Raw genomic sequence first — 17,664 nt, 5'->3', positions numbered from 1 at the left:
GTCCGGGCAGAGGAATAAGCTGAGCCGCCCCTTTCCATAATAAGGGGAGATTGCTAATCCGAATAAACTGCCGAGTGTGGGCAAAAGGAGGACCTTATGAGCGAGACCCGAACAGAGACGGATACGATCCATGCGGTGCCGGTGCGAACGAGCGAGGAGAGCGACGTCATGTCCCGGGAAATGACAGGAACCGACGCCGGATCGGCCGCTTCCGGGCGCGCCGGCCGCTGGTTATGGCTGCTCGCCACCGCGTTCTCGCTCCTTGTGCTCGCCGCCGCTTCCCTGGCCGCCCTCGTTGAATATACTCCGCTTCCCGAAGCTTCCATTCCGCAATCGACGACCATCCTCGATTCCGAAGGCAACGTGCTCGCCGCCCTGCAAGGCGGCGTGAACCGGCGAACCGTCGCGCTCCGCGACATCTCCCCGTGGCTGATCAAGGCGACGATCGCCGCCGAGGACCGCCGGTTCTACGAGCACTCCGGCCTCGATGCGCGCGGTCTGCTTCGCGCTGCCTGGATCGATGCGCGGCATCTGTCCAAGGAGCAGGGCGCGAGCACGCTCACCCAGCAACTCGCCCGCAACCTCTACCTGTCGCACGAGCGCACGTGGACCCGCAAGCTGAAGGAGGCGCTGTACGCCGCCAAGCTGGAGCGCCGCTTCTCCAAGGACGAGATTCTGGAGATGTACCTGAACCAGATCTATTACGGGCACGGAGCTTACGGGGCGGAGGCGGCGTCGCTGCTCTACTTCGGCAAGCATGCCCGCGAGCTGAACCTCGCGGAGAGCGCCATGCTCGCCGGCATTCCGAAGGGACCGCGCTACTACTCTCCCCATCTTCATTACGAGCAAGCGAAGGCGCGCCAGGCGACCGTCCTGCAGACGATGACGGAGACTCGCTACATCGGCGCCGCGCTCGCCGCCAGAACCCGGTCCGAAGCCGTCGCGATCCAGCCGCTCCCGAAGGGGAAGGGCCAGATCGCCCCCTACTTCGCCGACTACGTTCGGAAGCTGGCCGCCCAGTATCTCGGAACCGACGAGAAGCTGCTGACCGAAGGCGGCCTGCAGATCGTCACGACGCTGGACAGCCGGGTGCAGAGCGCGGCGGAGGCCGCCGTCGCGAAGCAGCTGCCGGAGAACGGCGAGCTGCAGGCGGCGCTGGTGGCGATCGATCCGTCGACCGGCTACATCAAAGCGATGGTCGGGGGCCGGGATTACGGCCAGAACCAATTCAATCGGGTTTTCGCCACGACGCGCCAGCCCGGCTCGTCCTTCAAGCCGATTCTGTATGCAGCGGCGCTCTCCGAAGGCGCGGTGACCGCGACGACCCGGTTCCGCAGCGAGCCGACGTTGTTCTACTACGACGATTATCGCAAGGTTTATCGGCCGAGCAACTACAACGACCGCTACTTTAACGGCGAGATCGGCTTGCGCCAGGCCATCCGCTCGTCGGACAACATCTACGCGGTCAATACGATCATGAAGGTTGGCCCGGAGCAGGTCATCCAGATGGCCCGCAAGCTCGGCATCACCGCCCGGCTCGACGCCGTCCCTTCGCTGGCGCTCGGCACGTTCCCCGTCAGCCCGTTCGAGATGGCGTCCGCCTATTCCGCGTTCGCGGCCGGGGGCGACCGGGCGGAGCCGGTCGCAATCGTTCGCATCGCCGACCGGAACGGGCGGGTTCTGTACTCGGCGAAGCCGCGCCGGGAGCAGATCGTCTCTCCCCAGTTGGCCTACGTGCTGAGCGACCTGATGCGAAGCGTCTTCGACACCGGCGGCACCGCGCACCGGATCTCGCGTATGCTGACCCGCCCGGTGGCGGCCAAGTCCGGCACGACCCCTTCGGACGCCTGGTTCGTCGGCTACACGACGGAGCTCGTCACCTCCGTGTGGGTCGGCTACGACAAGGGGCGGACGATTACGCAGAGCGAAGCCCATCGCGCCGCGCCGATCTTCGCCGACTTCACGGAGAAGGCGCTGGCGGACATCGCCCCGCACTCCTTCCCGTTGCCGGACGGCGTCGTCCAGACGTACGTCGACTCGGCAACAGGCCTGCTCGCGACGGCCGACTGCCCGGAGCACCGCGTGCTGGAGTCGTTCATCGCCGGCACGGAGCCGACCGAGAGCTGCGCCCCCATCCGCAGCCTCCAGCAAGAGAGCGACACCAACTCTTCCCCTTGGTGGAAGAAGCTGCGTCACTGGTGGAAGAGCTGAGGAAGGTGGAACCGGTGTTGATGGATGGGCTGAAGATGGTGGAGCCTCGGTGTTGATGGAGGAGTTGAAGATGGTGGAACCTCGGTGTTGATGGAGAAGCTGAAGATGGTGGAACCGGTGTTGATGGAGAAGCAGAGTGTGGCGGAGCCGCGGCTCTCGCGGAAACGCTGAAGGCGGCGTCACTCCCGCTCGAACGGGCGCCGAACTGCGCACCTGAGCCGGGTTGAGCGGCGAAGAGGGGAAGATGGTAGTTTAACTGCGCACATGGCCGGGACGGAGCGTCGTTTGGTGGACGTGTCCATTTTCTTTACAAAGGCTCATTATGATCGGAATTCCGACTACATTCCGCGGTTCGTGCTCGGATCGAGCGATTATGATCGGAATTCCGGCTACATTCCCACTAGCCTTGCACGGAAGCTTACATCGACTCGGAGGAGGCACTCCATGAATGAGAATGCTCATTTTTTGAGCATCCAGCTCGCTCTCAGCGGCACAACGGCGCTGAATGCTCATTTTTTGAGCATTCAGTTCGCTCTCGACGGCACAACGGCGCTGAATGCTCATTTTTTGAGCATTCAGCTCGCTTTCGGCGGCACAACGGCGCTGAATGCTCATTTTTTGAGCATCCAGCTCGCTCTCAGCGGCACAACGGCGCTGAATGCTCATTTTTTGAGCATTCAGTTCGCTCTCGACGGCACGGAGGAGGCAAGCAATGTAAGAATGCCTATTTTAGGCTAGGCATAAACTGTCATGTCAGCTTTGATGCAATGCTAGTGCTACATTCCGGGATTCACGCCCGGACCGCGCGATTATGATCGGAATTCCGATTACATTCCGCGGTTCGCCTCCGGATCAAGCGATTATGATCGGAATTCCGACTACATTCCGCGGTTCGCCCCCGGATCGAGCGATTATGATCGGAATTCCGACTACATTTCGCGATTCGTCCCCAGACCGCGCGATTATGATCGGAATTCCGATTACATTTCGCGACTCTCCCCCGAATCGAGCGATTATGATCGGAATTCCGATTACATTCCGCAGCTTGCGTTCGCATCCCGTTCGCGGTTCGCTTCGCCGCTTCGCTTGGCCGTTCGATCAGACGATGCCGTGAGGCGGCGGAGTGCGCTCAGGAGAAGCCGCGCAGGCGTTCGGCCAGCACCTGCATCATGCTCCGCAGAACGGCGATGTTCTGGAAGCAGAACGACGTGACTTGATCGCGATGGAGGACGAGCAGCACCGCATCCGTCGACGCGGTGCAGTCCGCCGAGCGCAGGCCGCTGTCGATAATCGCCATCTCGCCGAAGCTGTCGCCTTCTCTAAGGTCTGCAATCCGCTCCTCGCCGCGGTGGACGCGGACGCTTCCTTCGATGATGCCGTAGAGTGCGTCGCCGTATTCGCCGACCTTGCAGATCGGCTGGCCCGCCGCGACTTCCACTTCCTCGACCCGTCCGGCGAGCCGCACCAGGTCCTCCTGCTCCAACTGGGCGAACAGCCCGATCTTGCTCAGCACGAGCACGCGCCGCAGGATCGAGTCGCCCGGCCCGGCGGCCGGTCCCGACAGCTCCCGCACCGCCGCCGCTGCCGCCTCGACCGCTGCCTGCACGGGAGTCTGGACTTCCTTCGCCCGGTCCAACTGCATCCTGATTCGCCGCGACAGCAGCTTCATCATCTCCAGCGCGATGCCCGTCCGGTCGAACATCAGCAAGTAGATGTCCGACGAGCCGAGCCGCAGCAGCCTCGACGGTTCCTCGGCGCGGAAGTCGGCCGTGCGCGGCCGCCCCGTCAGCAGAGACGTCTGGCCGAAGCCCTCGCCCGGGCCCAGCTCGCCTTCCTTCCGCCCTTCCCGACCGACGGCAATCTTCCCCTCGACGATCAGATAGAACGAGTCGCCCGCCTCGCCTTCGCGGGCGATTGTCGTTCCGGCGGGCACCGTCGTCTCGCTCAGCCGCTCGGCGATCGCCGACAGTTCGCGGTCCGGCAGCCCGCCGAACAGCTCCGCCCGCCGCAGCGCCGCGATCCGCTCCATGCGCTTCGCCAGCGGGAGCGCGCCCTCGGCCGCCTCCTCCGCCGGCGAACGGCCGGCGCCCGCATCTCTCCGCGCGGCCAGCCCGATCGTCAGCCGCAGCCATTCGTCTCCCCGCTCGCCAAGCTCGGCCAGCGTCCGTTCGCTCGGCTCGACGCCCTGCGGACTCGCCAGCGTCCGCGGCGCCGACATCAAGCGCGCCACCTCGGTGCGCAGCTCGGCCTGCAGCAGTTGGTCCATGACCTCGGCCGCGTTCGCCTGCTGGCGCGCATCCCCTTCCGACCAGCCGGCATAGACCGCGCCGATCGTTCGGGGGTCGTGCACGAGCGAGAGCAGGCGGAACACCCGGCTCTCCGCAGCCGATCTGAGCTGGCGGACGGCTTGCAGCATCTCCTCGTATTCCGTCCTCCCCGCATACCCCGAAGCCAGCGCGATCACCCGCGCCCCGTCCTGGATCTCCGCGAGGACCAGCCGCGTCACGTCCTTCTCCTCGGCCCATGCCTGCCCGCGATGCATACGGACCATCGCCTCGAGCAGCTTCTCCTTCATCTCGGGAGAGGCCGCTTCGTACCGGGCCAGCAGCATCTCGAACGCGCGCACAGTGCCGAGCCGCTCGAGCACCTTCGGCAGATGCAACGGCTCCGGCTTCTTGTCGAAGCTCCCTTCCAGCCGAGGCAGCAGCGCCGCTTCCCCATAGGCGGCCAGCGCTTCTACCGCGAAGCGGCGGCTCTCGCCATCGTCCAGAAGACGGACCAGCTCAACCACCAGCTCGGGGACGCGCAGCGCTCCGGCGGACGAGATCGCCGCAATCCGAACGTCCGGAGACTCATCCTTCAGCAGCGGAATAAGCGGCTTGTAGAACTCCCGGATGCCGATTCGCCCGAACAAGGCCGCCATCGCCGTCCGCTCGTCCTCCCGGGTGCTGCCGAGCATGCTCTTGAACGTCGCCACCGCCCGGAACATCCCTTCGATGCCGTAATGCTTCACGAGCCCGGCAATCGCCGCCGCCCGCTCCTCCACGATCTCGGAATCGACCTTCTCGCCGATTGCGTCCAGATGCTCCTCGCGGCCGTAGGCCGCAAGCGCCAGCAGCGCCTGCCCCTTGACCTTCGGGCCGGCCTCCGACGCGATCAATTCCAGCAGCTCGGGCTCGAACCCTTCCGGCTTCGCCTCCTCCACCGCGGACAGCGCCTCCACCGCCACCTCGGGAGAGGAATGGCGAATCAGCCCCGAGTAATAGGGGCCAAGGTCCACGCCCTGAAGCCCGCGCAGAATTCGCAGCGCATGCAGCGCTTGATGCGAGTCCGGACACGCAAGCGCACCGAGCAGAAGCTGGCGGCTGGCAGGGTCCATCAGGTCCAGGCTGTCGGAGCTGAGGTCGTCTCCTCGCGTCTTCAGCGTCGAGAGCAACATGCGCAGGTAAGAGCCCTTGACCATGACCGCCGCCGTGATGCAGATGACGAGCAGCGCGAGCGCGATATACCCGAGCTGGGCTGCCGAGAGGAAGGGGGACAGGCCGAGGAGGCAGAGAGCGGCGACACCCTTCGCCCCGTTGCGCACGACGCCGTCGAGGAAGCTCTTCGCCCGGTTGCGCCATTCCGGCGGCACCGGGAACATGATGAGCTGGTTCACCGACGAATGAATCGTGTCCCCGAGCACCTTGTCGCTCCCCTTCACGACCACGGCCACCGCCAGCACCGGGTAGAGCAGCAGGCCCAGGCTGCCCGCCAGCAGCGCGATCGGGAAAACAAGCAGCGCCGTCATGACGCCGAACCGGGTCAGGATGCGGCCGGCGACGAACAGTTGCACAAGCAGCGCGAGAATGCCCGAGAAGCCGTAGAAGCTCCCCATGAAGCCGGCCAGCGCGTCATTGGCCAGCGTCTCCTTCAGCACAACCTTGAATTGATAGTCGATGAGCGTCAAGGACACGACAAGCGTTCCGGCCATCACCGAGACGAACTTCAGATGGGGAACGCTTCGGAACAGCTTCTCCTTCTTGGCGGGAGCCTGGCGCTGCCCCTTCTCCGCCGGCTTCCTCGTCTGCTCCGCGAACGTCTCCTGCGGATTCGGGAGCCTTCGCCGAAGCGCGATCACCGTCACCAGCGCGAGAAGCTGGAGCGTTCCGTACACGAGAATCAGGTTCGCGGTCCCCAGCAACGGAACGAGCAGCTTCAAGCCGAAGCCGCTGACGATGCCTCCCGCGATGCCTCCGCTGCCGACCATCCCGATCGTCTTTTTCGCCCGGCGCTGGTCCATGACCGCGGTCGCGAACTGCCAGAAGCAGACGATCATCAGGAAGTTGAAGACATCGAACGCGATATAGATAACGGGGAAAACCCACCTAAGCTCGGCGGCCACCCCCAGCCGGGATACGGCCACCAGGGCGGAGAGCGCGGGAATGAGGAGTACGATCAGCCGATCGATCCGCAGCTTGCCTCCGAAGCGCTGGAACAGGATGCCGCTCAGAATCATCGCTGCCGCCTGGGGCAGATACATCATGGAGAGATGGGAGGAGTCGAATCGGCTGAGGAACAGCGTGTCCGCCGCCGTTCTCCCGATCGTGGACGCCGCCACAACGCAGAACAAATAGAAGAAGAGGTAGGCGGCCTTCACAAGCTCCGCGCGATCCTCCGCATCTCCCGCCAAATTCCTTACGAATGCCGATCCCGTTAACAGCCTCATCAAACGAGTTTCGCTCCCCGGTCTATCAGACTAGTTCTTATTGTCCTGAATTGTACTACAAAATCGCCAGAAATAGGCAGAAAGGTTCAGAGTTTTTTAGAAAAAACGCAAGGAAAGCGCTCGAACGATGGTGCGGATGAAACTGAACGATGCCTGACATGCCGCCCCCCTTAACTCAGGCGGTTTTATGCGTTTTTTCACACTCGTCGGAAAAGTTCCGCCCCCAAAAAATCCGCTTGGATTCTAGCAGCCATCCAGCACCGGATACGGCGGTCGGATGTCGGTGAGGAGCGAGACAGAGGTGGACGCAGGGCGCGACGGCGGCGGCGAGAACAACAAATGCGAAAGCAGCGACAGCGATAAGATCTGTCGTTACACGGATTTCCCGCACATCTCCCTCTCCAACTGCCTCTCCGAAGCCCCTTTATCCTCCGCACGAATGTGACTGTTCATATAAATCGCCCAACTCACCCATCCTCGGGCCGCGCCACTACGAATTGCCGCCCAAATTTTGGGCATCCGGCGACAACGTCAGCCGCGGCGGCGATGGCAAACCCAAACAAAAAAGCCCGAGCGATCCGACGTGCCGTCAGATCGTTCAGGCTGTGTTCGCAGCGCCCATCCCCATCCGGGGGCTCAGGCCAGCAGGTCCTTCAGCTCCTGAGGAGAGTGGTCCCACCACTGCGGGTTGTGCTCCTTCAGCAGCTTGGCGAGCGCCGCCTTCTCTTCCGGGCCGATGTTCTCGAGCAGGAACTTGCGCTTGATCGCGCGATCCAGACGATTCACGTGATCGGCGAGAATCTTCCATCCGCGGCGCGCCTCCGTATCGACCAGCATCTCGCAGGACGCCGCTCCTCCATAGAAGCTTCCTTCCTCGTCCCGGTCCACCGCAACCCAGACGATCCAGGCCGGACGGCCGTTCGGAACGTCCTCCTTGTTCGGAGAGAACTTGATCCCCCGCTCGATCTTGCTCTTCGCATGCATCGCGCCGACGTCGATGTAGGCTTCGCCCTGGTCGATGATGATGCAGGCGACCTGGCTCAGGTCGATGCTTCCCGCTCCGAAGCCCTTGTGCTGCTTATTGCTAACGACGTTCAGAGACAGCTTCTTCTTCTCCGGCGCCGGCTGCTGTTGTTCGTTGTCCATTCGTTCCAGCCTCCATTCTCACTTCTCCTATTCTAACGAAAAACGGACGGAAAAGCGATGAGCGTCATCCGGGATATCGCCCATAGTGTCCCACAGTGTCGCCATTGATCCCTCGACCGGATAAGCCCCTGCTTGTTCAATCCGCAGATATAATCGCGGGACAACCAACATATACATGCCCTAGACGCTTGTCAACGGGAGGGTTAACCGTATGCCCCATCGTCGTATGTACCGCACGCTTGTCCTTGCGCTATCCGCCGCCTTGCTCGCCTTATCCTTCAAGTTCGGATTCGCGGACGCTTGGGCCGGCCAGTACGTCTTGCCCCCGGCCGCCGGGACGCAGGAGCAGGAGCTGTCCGCCATGGCCCCCTCTTCCGTTCCGGCTTCCGAGCCGAACGCCGACGCTCCGCTCGCGCCGACGGCGAACGTGCTCAGCAACCGGGTAACCGAATACCACATCTCCGTCGTTCTTGGGGAAGACGGCACTCTCGCCGCCCAGCAGACCATCACTTGGCAGAACCCCGGACGCAAGGAAGTATCGGACCTCTACTTCCACTTGTATCCGAACGCTTTCTCTCCCGGAAGCACGTTCCTGAAGGAATCCGGCGGCCAGCTTCGCGGAGACAAGATGCAGGCCGGCAGCTACGGGTCGATGACGCTGAACTCTCTCACGACCGAAGAAGGGGAGACGCTGCTGCCCCGCCTTCATTACGTCCAGCCCGACGACGGCAACTCCTCCGATCGGACGCTTGCCACCCTGCTGCTCCCTCACCCCGTCAAGCCGGGCCAGAGCCTGACGCTGCGGATGACCTACACCGTGAAGCTGCCGCAGGTGTTCGCCCGCATGGGCAAGGCCGGGGACTTCGTCATGGCCGGGCAATGGTTCCCTAAGCTCGCGGTTTACGAGACGACGGGAACGCGCGGCCGGACAAGCGAGGGCTGGAACACCCATCAGTATCACGGCGATTCGGAGTTCTATTCCGACTTCGGCATCTACAGCGTCAGCATCGATGTGCCGGACACGTACAAGGTCGCCGCCACCGGCTTCCAGACGAAGGCGGCGGTCGTCGCCGGCGGCCGCAAGACGTACCAGTTCTACGCGGACGACGTCCACGACTTCGGCTGGGCGGCGTCGCCGGACTTCCAGTTCGTCGAGGATACGTTCTCTTCCGTCGGCGTGCCGGGCGTCCGCATCAAGCTGTACATCGACCCTCTGCACAAGGATCTCGCCGAGAGGTACATGCATGCCGCGAAGTCGGCGCTCGCCAAGCTCGGGGAGTGGTACGGGGAGTATCCCTACTCCACCCTCTCCGTCGTCGTCCCTCCGCCGGACGCGAACGGGGCCGGGGGGATGGAATACCCGACGCTCGTCACCGCGGCGGCGGCCAAGGACGACAAGCCCGGCTACGAGCTTGAGCGCACGCTTGTGCACGAGATCGCGCATCAATACTGGTACGGCATCGTCGCGTCGAACGAATTCGAGGAAGCGTGGCTGGACGAAGGCTTCACGTCCTATACGGAGGATAAGCTGATGTCCGCCATCTACGGAGTGTCTTCCAGCTCCCTGGTCGAAGCCAGCTATCTGACCCACCCCGAGCCGCTGAAGCTTGAATCCTGGCGGTACAGCAGCTCCGACCGTTATGCGGAGAACGTCTACATGCGCGGCAAGCTCGTTCTGAAGGAGATCGAACGGGAGGTCGGGGAGAAGACCATGAACAAGATCATGCGCTCCTACTTCCAGAAGTACAAGTTCAAGCACCCGTCCTCCGCCGACTTCCAGAAGGTCGTCGAGTCGGTGACGAAGGAGAAGTGGGGAGATTTTTTCCAAGCGTATGTTTATCACGGGCAGATGGCCGATTACGCCGTCGAGTCCATCCGGTCGGTCCCGCAGGCAGACGGCGGCTACCTGACCACCGTGCTGCTCAGAAGGAACGGCGGCAGCGGGCAGCCGGTCGGCGTCATGTTCCGCTTCGCGAACGGGGAGACGCTGCGCCAGACGTGGGACGGGGAGCAGAACCATACCCAGATGCAATTGAAGCACACGTCTCCGCTCTCTTATGCGGCAATCGATCCGTCCATGTCGATTGTGCTCGATAACCTTCGCTACAACAACTATCTGAAGACGGAGGTGCCGGAGCGCAGCCGGACCCGTCTCAATATCGGCCTCTCGTCGTTCCTGGAAGGCCTGCTCGGCACATTGGCATGGTGAGGTGATGGACATGCGCGCATTCCTGTCGCAAGGCTGGGCGCTGACGCTCCGGCATAAGTATGTTCTTGTTGTGCTCTTCCTCTATCGGCTTCTCTGGGGTTACTTCCTCTACCGGTTCGTGGATTCCATCGTCTCTCCCGTGCTCGCCCGATATCCGGACGACCATCCGAATCCGTATGCCGTCCGCCTGTTCTTCGTGGAGGCCCAATTCCGCCTGTTCAAGACCGACGTCTCCTACGAGCCGCTCGCCCTGCTCGGCGGAATGTTCCTCCTGCGGATGATCGCGACGCCCTTGATCAATGCCGGACTGTTCTATTCGTTCCGGCATTCGGAGGACGGCCGGGGCACTTCGGTCCTGAAGGGCATCCGGCGAAGCTGGAAGGGCGTCACCGCGCTGTACTGGGCAGAGAGCGCGCTGACGCTGGCGCCGCTCGCCTGGCTTGTTCCCTTCGCCTATTCCTGCTACATTAAGGAGCCGAATATGACCGTCTGGCTGCGCGACCTGCTGCCGGTTGCGCTCTGCTGGTTCGCCTGGGGCTTCGCCGTGCACCTGCTCTTCCAGTTCATGCAGTTCAGCTCGGCGACGGGAGGACCGATCCTGCAGGGGCTGCTGCGGGCGTGCAAGCAGGCGATTCCGCTGCTGCTCGTCTCCCTGAGCCTGATCGGCGCCGGCCTGCTCGCTTCGGCCGTCGTCACGACCGCGGCGCTGCTGTGGACCGGATTCGCCGCAATCGCGCTTCATCAAGCGTTCCAGTTCGTCCGTTCCCTGCTGTCCCTATGGATCTCCGCCTCGCAATTCGAGGTGTGGCGACCCGATTCGCAGGCTCCCTGATTCTTTAGCCCTCCATCTTCAGGCTCCTCCGTTCGCCAGGAACCAACAAGCCTCCCCATCCGCCAACCGACAAGGTTGGCCGACATGGGGAAGCTTTTTTGGCGTTTAAGATCGTTGATCGCGCTTTCAGAGGAAAATTATTAAATTTTCATTAAGGAATTCTAATTTTTTTGCGGCAGGAAAAAGGGACCATATGCCCGAATTACTAAACCTCAGTGCAAAAAATTGCCGAATTCCCGCGCACAAGGGAAACGGGGGAACCAGTAATTCCGGGTGAATTGATCTCGCCTCACAGGGATCATAGGGAGCCTTCAACCGAACCCTCCAGCTAACCTCGTAGGCTTTGGAAGGAGTTACCTGTTTTGCGCAAGAAGTTATCTGCCGTATTCGCGGGGCTCGTCTTGCTGCTCGCCTTCCAGGCAGGCAGCGCCTTCGCGGAGTCCAAGCTGGACACCGAGGTCAGCAAGCTGATCGGCATTGACTACGACTATGGGGGAACGACGACGAGCGGCTTCGATTGCTCCGGCTTCACGGCCTATGTGTTCAAGAAGCTCGGCATGACCCTTCCCCATTCGTCCGCACAGCAATTCAAGCTGGGCGACAAGGTAGCCAAGGCGGATCTGCAAGCGGGCGATTTGGTGTTCTTCAACACCAGCGGCAAGGGAGTATCCCACGTCGGCGTGTATGTGGGCGACAACAAGTTTGCGCATGCGGCTTCCAAGGGCGTCACGATCTCGGGCCTCGATGAGAAGTACTATGCCGCTCGTTACCTCGGCGCACGCCGCGTCATGAGCGAAGAGACCTACAAGAAGGTCACTTCCGACTCCGCGGCAGTTCTGTAATTCTTTTACCCGTCCTCTGTTATTCTTAAACAAGCACAACAAGAAGAAGGCTATCGCACCATCCTCGGCGGAGGAGCGATAGCCTTCTTCTTGTTTCGTTCGCGTTGAGTGAAGCCTAGAAGCTGAAGTATTCCTTCGCATTGCGGTAGGAGATGTCTTCCGCCAGGCCGCCGAGCAGCTCGAGATCGGCAGGGGCTTCACCGTTCTCCGCCCATACGCCGAGCAGATTGCACAGGATGCGACGGAAGTACTCGTGGCGAGTATACGACAGGAAGCTGCGGGAGTCGGTCAGCATGCCGACGAATCGGCCGAGCACGCCGAGATTCGCCAGAGCTCTGAGCTGTTCCAGCATGCCGTCCTTCGTATCGTTGAACCACCATGCCGACCCCAGTTGCATTTTCCCAGGGATGCCTCCGCCTTGGAAGCTGCCGATCGCGGAACCGAGCACATACAGGTGCGTCGGATTGAGCGAATAGACGATCGTGCGCGGAAGCGCGTCCTCCCGCTCCAGCCCGTCCAGCAGCGGAACAAGCGCCGCGCCGACGTTGCTGTCGCCGATGGAATCGTAGCCGGTGTCGGGCCCGAGCTTGCCGAACATCCGGGAATTGTTGTTGCGCGAAGCGTTCATGTGCAGTTGCATCGACCAGCCGAGACGGCTGTAGAGTCGGCCAAGGAACAGCATCGTGTACGTCTTGTACTTGCGTTCCTCTTCCGCGCTGATCGCTGCGCCCGCCAACGCCTTCGCATAGACGGCCGCCGCTTCCTCCTTCGTGGCCTCCGCGAAGACGACAACGTCCAGCGCATGGTCGGACACGCGGCAGCCCGCTTCGTGGAAGAACTGCGCACGCGCCTCCAGGGCGTCCAGCAGCTCATCGTAAGTGGACACCTTGGCCGCGATGACCGCCTCCAGCCGCTCGATCCACGGAAGGAATGTCGCGCGGGCAACCTCGAGCGCCTTGTCCGGGCGGTAAGAAGGCAGCACCTTGACGTCGAAGTCCGGCAGCTCGCGAAGCTTCAGGTGATCCTCCAGCGTATCGGCCGGATCGTCCGTCGTGCAGATGACCTCGACTCCGGAGCGAAGGATGAAGTCGCGCACGCGGAAGCCCTCCACCTGCCGCAGCTTCGCGTTCGCCTTCTCCCAGATGATCGGCGCGTTCTTCTCGTTCAGCAGCTCTTCGATGCCGAAGTAGCGCCGCAGCTCGAGGTGGGACCAGTGGTACAGCGGATTGCCGATCGTCGCCGGAACGGTCTTGGCCCAGGCGAGGAAGCGATCGTAATCGCTCACTCCTTCGCCGCCGGTGACATACTTCTCCTCGACGCCGTTCGCGCGCATCGCCCGCCACTTGTAGTGGTCTCCGTAGAGCCACACCTGCGTCAGGTTGTCGTAGGAACGGTTCGCCAGAATATCCGCTTGGCTCAGGTGGCAATGATAGTCGATAATCGGCTGCTTGGCGGCGTAATCATGGTACAGCCTCTGCGCCGTCTCGTTGTCGAGCAGGAAGTTCTCGTCCAGGAATGGCTTCATGCGTCTCCGAGCCTCCTTCTGCTTAGTAGAACTTGACCAGCTCGTCGATCTTCACGGACTGCCCCGTGCGGATGGAGCGGTTGGCCGCGATGCCCGTCAGGATCGACCGCGCCCCGTCGATATGGTTCGCCGCGCGGTTGAACGGGTCCGGAACCGGCGTGCCGAACACGTCGTTCAGAAGCACCGGATCGCCGCCGCCGTGGCCGCCGACTCCTTCTTCCACCTTCGCGATGTACGGAGCGCCGAACATCGGCAGCACCTTGATCTGCGCGCCGAGAATCGCGCCTTCGTCGGCCTTGTCGCCGCCGGAGTTGACGTAGGACTGCTCGACGACCTGCATCTCGATGCGGCCCTTCGTTCCGTTGAAGGCGATGCGGTAGCCTTCCCACGGAGCGTAGGCCGTCAGGGAGTACGTCAGAATCGCTTGATTCTTGTAGCGGACGATGACGCCCATCGTGTCTTCGATGCTGATGCCGTCGCCGAAGACGCTCTGGTCGCGGCGGTAGCCGTCTTCATGCTCGGCGTCGAGATACATCGCCTTCAGGTGTTCGTTCGAATCGAGCTGCAGAGCGAACGGATCGTCCTTGGCGTTCGGGTTGCCCGTCGCGCGCTCGTAGAACTTCGTAATGCCGCGCTGCTCGGCGTTCTCTCTGCCGTAGAAGAGCAGGTCGCCGTAAGCGAACACGGATTCCGGCTGGGAGGCGATCCAGAAGTTGACCAGGTCGAAGTGGTGCGTCGACTTGTGGACGAGCAGCCCTCCGCTGTTCCGCTTGTCGCGGTGCCAACGGCGGAAGTAGTCGGCTCCATGCTGAGTATTGAGCAGCCATTCGAAGTGAACCGAAGTGACCTTGCCGATCTCGCCGGAGGCGATCAGCTCGCGGGCCTTCGTATGGTGCGGCGCATAGCGATAGTTGAAGGTGACGCGAACGTTGCGCCCCGTGCGCTCGACAGCGTCGAGAATCTCCTGGCACTTCTTCTCGTCGACGGTCATCGGCTTCTCGGTGACGACATCGCAGCCGAGCTCGAGCGCGCGGATGATGTACGTGTGGTGGGTGCGGTCGACGCTGGTGACGATAACCGCGTCCGGCTTCTGCTCCTCGATCATGCGGTCGAACTGATCGCATGGATAAGTCGCAACTTCCTTATAGTCGTACTCGTCCTTCAGACGCTTGTTCGCGTAGTCCATGCGGGTCTGGTTGATGTCGCAGAACGCGAGCAGATCCGACGTGTCCCGATAATGCTTGGCGATAGCCCCGTAGAAAAATTCCGCGCGACCGCCCGTGCCGACCAATACATACGTTTTCTTCGCTTGCGATGCCATCCTGAAGTCACCTGTCCTTGTCTGGGATTCTGATCATGGCTTTATTCTACCGCATGGGAATGCTATAATTCTGCTCATATGATGCCCTAATCCGTTTACATCCCGCATATCTTGCGCATTCCTCGGGAGATGATACGCTTGTCCATCGAAGCCTTCAGCTTCGGCAACATGAACAACCTCTACGCCGAATACGTCAAGCGCTCCGAGACGTACATCATGACGGTCGACCACTTCCATCCCTACTACGAGGTGTATTATCTTCTATCCGGAAGCCGCGTCTACTTCGTCAAGGATCGCACGTACCGGGTCGAGCAGGGCGACCTCGTCTTCATCGACAAGTCCGTCGTGCACAAAACACTGCAGGGACGCGCACCCGAGCATGAGAGGGTTGTGATTCACTTCACCGATGCGTATCTGCACGGACTGGCGGGCGACAACGTCCCCTTGCTGCTGGAGCCGTTCCGCCAAGCCGGCCCGGTCATCCGGCTCCCCCGCTCCGACCAGCGAAGCGTCGATGCGATCATCCGCCGCCTGCTTGGCGAGATCCGGTTGAAGCCTCCCGGCTACGAGCTCGTTCCTCCCGCGGCCGTCACCGAGCTGCTGCTCGCGACGGCCCGCTCCCTTCGCGAGAACGCTCATCTCGGCCTGGACGCGGACGTCTCCCCGAAGCATGCGAAGATCTTCGAGATCGTTCGCCACCTGAACGAGCATTACGACGAGCAGATCCGGCTTGGGGACATCGCCTCCCGCTTCTTCGTCAGCCCGTACCACCTCAGCCGGACATTCCGGGAGGTGACCGGCTTCGCCTTCTCCGACTACATTCAGCTTACCCGCGTGAAGGAGGCGCAGCGCTTGCTGACCGAGACCGATCGGCCGATCGCCGAGATTGCAGCCGTCTGCGGCTTCGACAACTTCTCCCACTTCGGCAAGACGTTCAAGAAAATAACCCGGCAATCCCCGCGGGATTACCGCAAGGGAGCCGGGTTCTAGGAAGGTTGCCATCCGGAGGGACGGTTATGGTTCTACGCGGCCGCACGATGCCGCGCTAGCCGGTGCGCCAGCCAGCCATGCTTCGGCGAGAACAGGAAGGCGAGGGCGAACAAGAGGCCCGCCGCGCACACCATGCTGCCGGCGATCGAGGCGTCCAGCGCCGCCGCCGCTCCGTAGCCGGCGATTGCGCTGACGACGCCGATCGCGACGCTGATGGCCAGCATGACGCCAAGCCGGTCCGTCAGCAGATAAGCGGCGGACGGCGGAATGATCAGCAAGCCAACGACAAGAATCGCTCCTACGCTCTCGAACGAGCTGACCGATGCCATCGACACGAGTCCCATGAGAACGTAGTGGAACAGGGCGACCGGAATTCCGAGCGCTGCCGCAAGCGCCGGATCGAAGGAGATCAGCTTGAATTGCTTATAGAACAGGAAGACGACAAGCAGAATGACGGCGAGCGTAAAGCCCAGCAGCCATACCGCCTTCGGCCCGAGCTCGACTCCGCCGAGTGCCAGCGTGTTCCACTGCGCATAAGCGATCTCTCCGAACAGCACACAATCGAGATCCAGGTCGATATTGCGCGCGTTCAGGCTGATCAGGACAACCCCGATCGCGAACAGCGCGGTGAAGACAACGCCGAGCGATGCATCTCCCTGAACGCCCCCGCGCTTCAGCAGTTGGATCAGGAATACCGCCGCGAAGCCGAACACGGCCGCTCCCAGCAGCATGAAGAGGGAATCGCGCGAGCCGCTCAGCAGGAAGGCAATGGCAATTCCCGGCAGCACGGCGTGGCTGATCGCATCCCCGATCAGCGCCATTCGGCGCAGAATGAGGAAGCAGCCGAGAATGGCGCAGCAGGAAGCGACCAGCGAACCGATCAGAATGATCCAGAAGCCGCTCATCCGATTCTCCCCCTCTCCGCGATCGAACGGGCGGAGCCGCCGCCCTTCGCCGCCGCAATGCCGGCATCCCCGTTCGACTGCCGCTCCAGCATCCAGAGCCGCTTCGCCCGGCGCCTAAGCAGCAGCTTGGACAGCAGCCCGCGCCTTACGCCGAGCAGTGCGGACAGCCCGAACAGCGCGGTGGCCGCCAGAACGCTGATCGGCCCTGTCGGAAGCTGGCTCACGCCCGAGCTGATCCAGGTTCCCGCCGCTCCGCTGGCGGCCCCGAACGCTCCTGCCAGCACCGTCATCGTTGCGAGACGGTCGGTCCAGTAACGGGCCGCTACCGCCGGCGTGATGAGCAGAGCCGCGACCAGCACAACGCCGACAGCTTGAATGCCCGCGACCACGACGACGGTCACCAAGGCGAGCAGCGTATATTCGAGCGCCGCGGTCCGATAGCCCAGTCCCCTTCCGAACGCGGGATCGAAGCTGATCAGCTTGAACTCCTTGAAGAGCAGGCCGCATACGAGACTGACGGCAAGCGCGGTCCCGCCAAGAGCGTACACGTCTCCCATGGTCATGGAAGCAGCCTGCCCGAACAGGAATTTATCCAATCCGCTCTGATTGCCGTATTCGCTGTGCTGGATTCTCGTCATAAGGACGATTCCGATTGCGAAGAAGACGGAGAGCACGATGCCCATCGCGGCATCCTGCTTAATCCGGGAGTGTCTCGAGATCAGATTCGTGCAGGCCGAGGCGGCCAACGCTGCCGCTGCGGCGCCGATCAGGAAGAGCCAGACTTCCTTCACTCCGGTCAGCATGAATGCGATACAGATCCCGGGGAGCGCCGCGTGAGCGAGCACATCCCCCATCAAGCTCATCTTCCTCAGATAAGAGAACGTTCCGACGATTCCGTTGCCCAGTCCGAGAAGAATGCTCCCGAATAAAATCCAGCGAAGATTGGGGTCGTTCAGCATCTCCAGCATGTGCTCA

12 protein-coding genes and 1 riboswitch are annotated in these 17,664 nt (G+C 62.2%); of the genes, 6 read left to right on the top strand and 6 right to left on the bottom strand.

Going from position 1 to position 17,664, the window contains the following annotated elements; genetic code table 11:
* Positions 1-96: 96 nt before the first annotated feature.
* Entirely contained in the window at positions 97-2,211 is a 2,115-nt protein-coding gene (locus tag E6C55_RS08470) for a transglycosylase domain-containing protein (protein WP_230986608.1), read from the top strand.
* Positions 2,212-2,655: 444 nt separating this feature from the next.
* Positions 2,656-2,949 (top strand): hypothetical protein, encoded by a 294-nt coding sequence (locus E6C55_RS08465; protein WP_136369344.1) that lies wholly within the window; start codon positions 2,656-2,658, stop codon positions 2,947-2,949.
* A gap of 391 nt (positions 2,950-3,340) precedes the next feature.
* Here the strand turns inward: E6C55_RS08465 and E6C55_RS08460 are convergent, their stop codons facing one another.
* Together E6C55_RS08460 and E6C55_RS08455 are read right to left on the bottom strand one after the other, a co-directional pair.
* Positions 3,341-6,919 carry an Npt1/Npt2 family nucleotide transporter gene (locus tag E6C55_RS08460; protein WP_136369343.1) on the bottom strand — a complete coding sequence of 1,193 codons (3,579 nt, stop codon included), beginning with the start codon at positions 6,917-6,919 and terminating at the stop codon, positions 3,341-3,343.
* Between the two features lie 636 nt (positions 6,920-7,555).
* On the bottom strand, positions 7,556-8,065 hold the full coding sequence (locus E6C55_RS08455) for a YwhD family protein (RefSeq protein ID WP_136369342.1): 510 nt from the start codon (positions 8,063-8,065) through the stop codon (positions 7,556-7,558).
* Positions 8,066-8,276: 211 nt separating this feature from the next.
* Between E6C55_RS08455 and E6C55_RS08450 the strand changes: the two genes are divergently transcribed.
* From E6C55_RS08450 to E6C55_RS08440, 3 genes are all read left to right on the top strand, one after another.
* A complete protein-coding gene (locus E6C55_RS08450; RefSeq protein WP_136369341.1) occupies positions 8,277-10,274 on the top strand; it encodes a M1 family metallopeptidase in 1,998 nt (665 codons plus the stop codon).
* 10 nt (positions 10,275-10,284) lie between these two features.
* Positions 10,285-11,106, top strand: a complete 822-nt coding sequence (locus E6C55_RS08445; protein WP_136369340.1) for a hypothetical protein — start codon at positions 10,285-10,287, stop codon at positions 11,104-11,106.
* A 216-nt stretch (positions 11,107-11,322) separates the two neighbouring features.
* A riboswitch (cyclic di-AMP (ydaO/yuaA leader) is annotated at positions 11,323-11,464 on the top strand.
* Positions 11,465-11,468: 4 nt separating this feature from the next.
* Positions 11,469-11,948, top strand: coding sequence for a C40 family peptidase (locus E6C55_RS08440; protein ID WP_136369339.1), 480 nt, complete (start codon positions 11,469-11,471; stop codon positions 11,946-11,948).
* A gap of 115 nt (positions 11,949-12,063) precedes the next feature.
* Here the strand turns inward: E6C55_RS08440 and uxaC are convergent, their stop codons facing one another.
* On the bottom strand, positions 12,064-13,473 hold the full coding sequence (gene uxaC, locus E6C55_RS08435; protein ID WP_136369338.1) for a glucuronate isomerase: 1,410 nt from the start codon (positions 13,471-13,473) through the stop codon (positions 12,064-12,066).
* Between the two features lie 22 nt (positions 13,474-13,495).
* On the bottom strand, positions 13,496-14,794 hold the full coding sequence (locus tag E6C55_RS08430; RefSeq protein WP_136369337.1) for a Gfo/Idh/MocA family protein: 1,299 nt from the start codon (positions 14,792-14,794) through the stop codon (positions 13,496-13,498).
* Between the two features lie 138 nt (positions 14,795-14,932).
* Here E6C55_RS08430 and E6C55_RS08425 point away from each other — a divergent pair, with 138 nt between their 5' ends.
* Positions 14,933-15,784 carry an AraC family transcriptional regulator gene (locus E6C55_RS08425; protein WP_168735540.1) on the top strand — a complete coding sequence of 284 codons (852 nt, stop codon included), beginning with the start codon at positions 14,933-14,935 and terminating at the stop codon, positions 15,782-15,784.
* A 32-nt stretch (positions 15,785-15,816) separates the two neighbouring features.
* Here the strand turns inward: E6C55_RS08425 and E6C55_RS08420 are convergent, their stop codons facing one another.
* Both E6C55_RS08420 and E6C55_RS08415 read right to left on the bottom strand, forming a co-directional pair.
* Positions 15,817-16,689 (bottom strand): metal ABC transporter permease, encoded by an 873-nt coding sequence (locus tag E6C55_RS08420; protein ID WP_136369335.1) that lies wholly within the window; start codon positions 16,687-16,689, stop codon positions 15,817-15,819.
* Positions 16,686-17,657: a metal ABC transporter permease gene (locus E6C55_RS08415; RefSeq protein WP_136369334.1), complete on the bottom strand. Its 972-nt coding sequence runs from the start codon at positions 17,655-17,657 to the stop codon at positions 16,686-16,688. The genes E6C55_RS08420 and E6C55_RS08415 overlap by 4 nt, the downstream gene beginning before the upstream one ends.
* Positions 17,658-17,664 lie beyond the last annotated feature (7 nt).

It is taken from the genome of Cohnella fermenti, assembly GCF_004801405.1.
Classification (GTDB): Bacteria; Bacillota; Bacilli; order Paenibacillales; family Paenibacillaceae; genus Cohnella; species Cohnella fermenti.
Note: the sequence above shows the minus strand (reverse complement) of the source record. Positions and strands in the feature narration are given on the sequence as shown.

Coding starts and splice junctions, on each gene's coding strand:
- E6C55_RS08460 (WP_136369343.1), bottom strand. CDS start 6,919: ATGAGGCTGTTAACGGGATCGGCATTCGTAAGGAATTTGGCGGGAGAT.
- E6C55_RS08430 (WP_136369337.1), bottom strand. CDS start 14,794: ATGGCATCGCAAGCGAAGAAAACGTATGTATTGGTCGGCACGGGCGGT.
- E6C55_RS08465 (WP_136369344.1), top strand. CDS start 2,656: ATGAATGAGAATGCTCATTTTTTGAGCATCCAGCTCGCTCTCAGCGGC.
- E6C55_RS08450 (WP_136369341.1), top strand. CDS start 8,277: ATGCCCCATCGTCGTATGTACCGCACGCTTGTCCTTGCGCTATCCGCC.
- E6C55_RS08445 (WP_136369340.1), top strand. CDS start 10,285: ATGCGCGCATTCCTGTCGCAAGGCTGGGCGCTGACGCTCCGGCATAAG.
- E6C55_RS08415 (WP_136369334.1), bottom strand. CDS start 17,657: ATGCTGGAGATGCTGAACGACCCCAATCTTCGCTGGATTTTATTCGGG.
- E6C55_RS08455 (WP_136369342.1), bottom strand. CDS start 8,065: ATGGACAACGAACAACAGCAGCCGGCGCCGGAGAAGAAGAAGCTGTCT.
- E6C55_RS08420 (WP_136369335.1), bottom strand. CDS start 16,689: ATGAGCGGCTTCTGGATCATTCTGATCGGTTCGCTGGTCGCTTCCTGC.
- uxaC (WP_136369338.1), bottom strand. CDS start 13,473: ATGAAGCCATTCCTGGACGAGAACTTCCTGCTCGACAACGAGACGGCG.
- E6C55_RS08470 (WP_230986608.1), top strand. CDS start 97: ATGAGCGAGACCCGAACAGAGACGGATACGATCCATGCGGTGCCGGTG.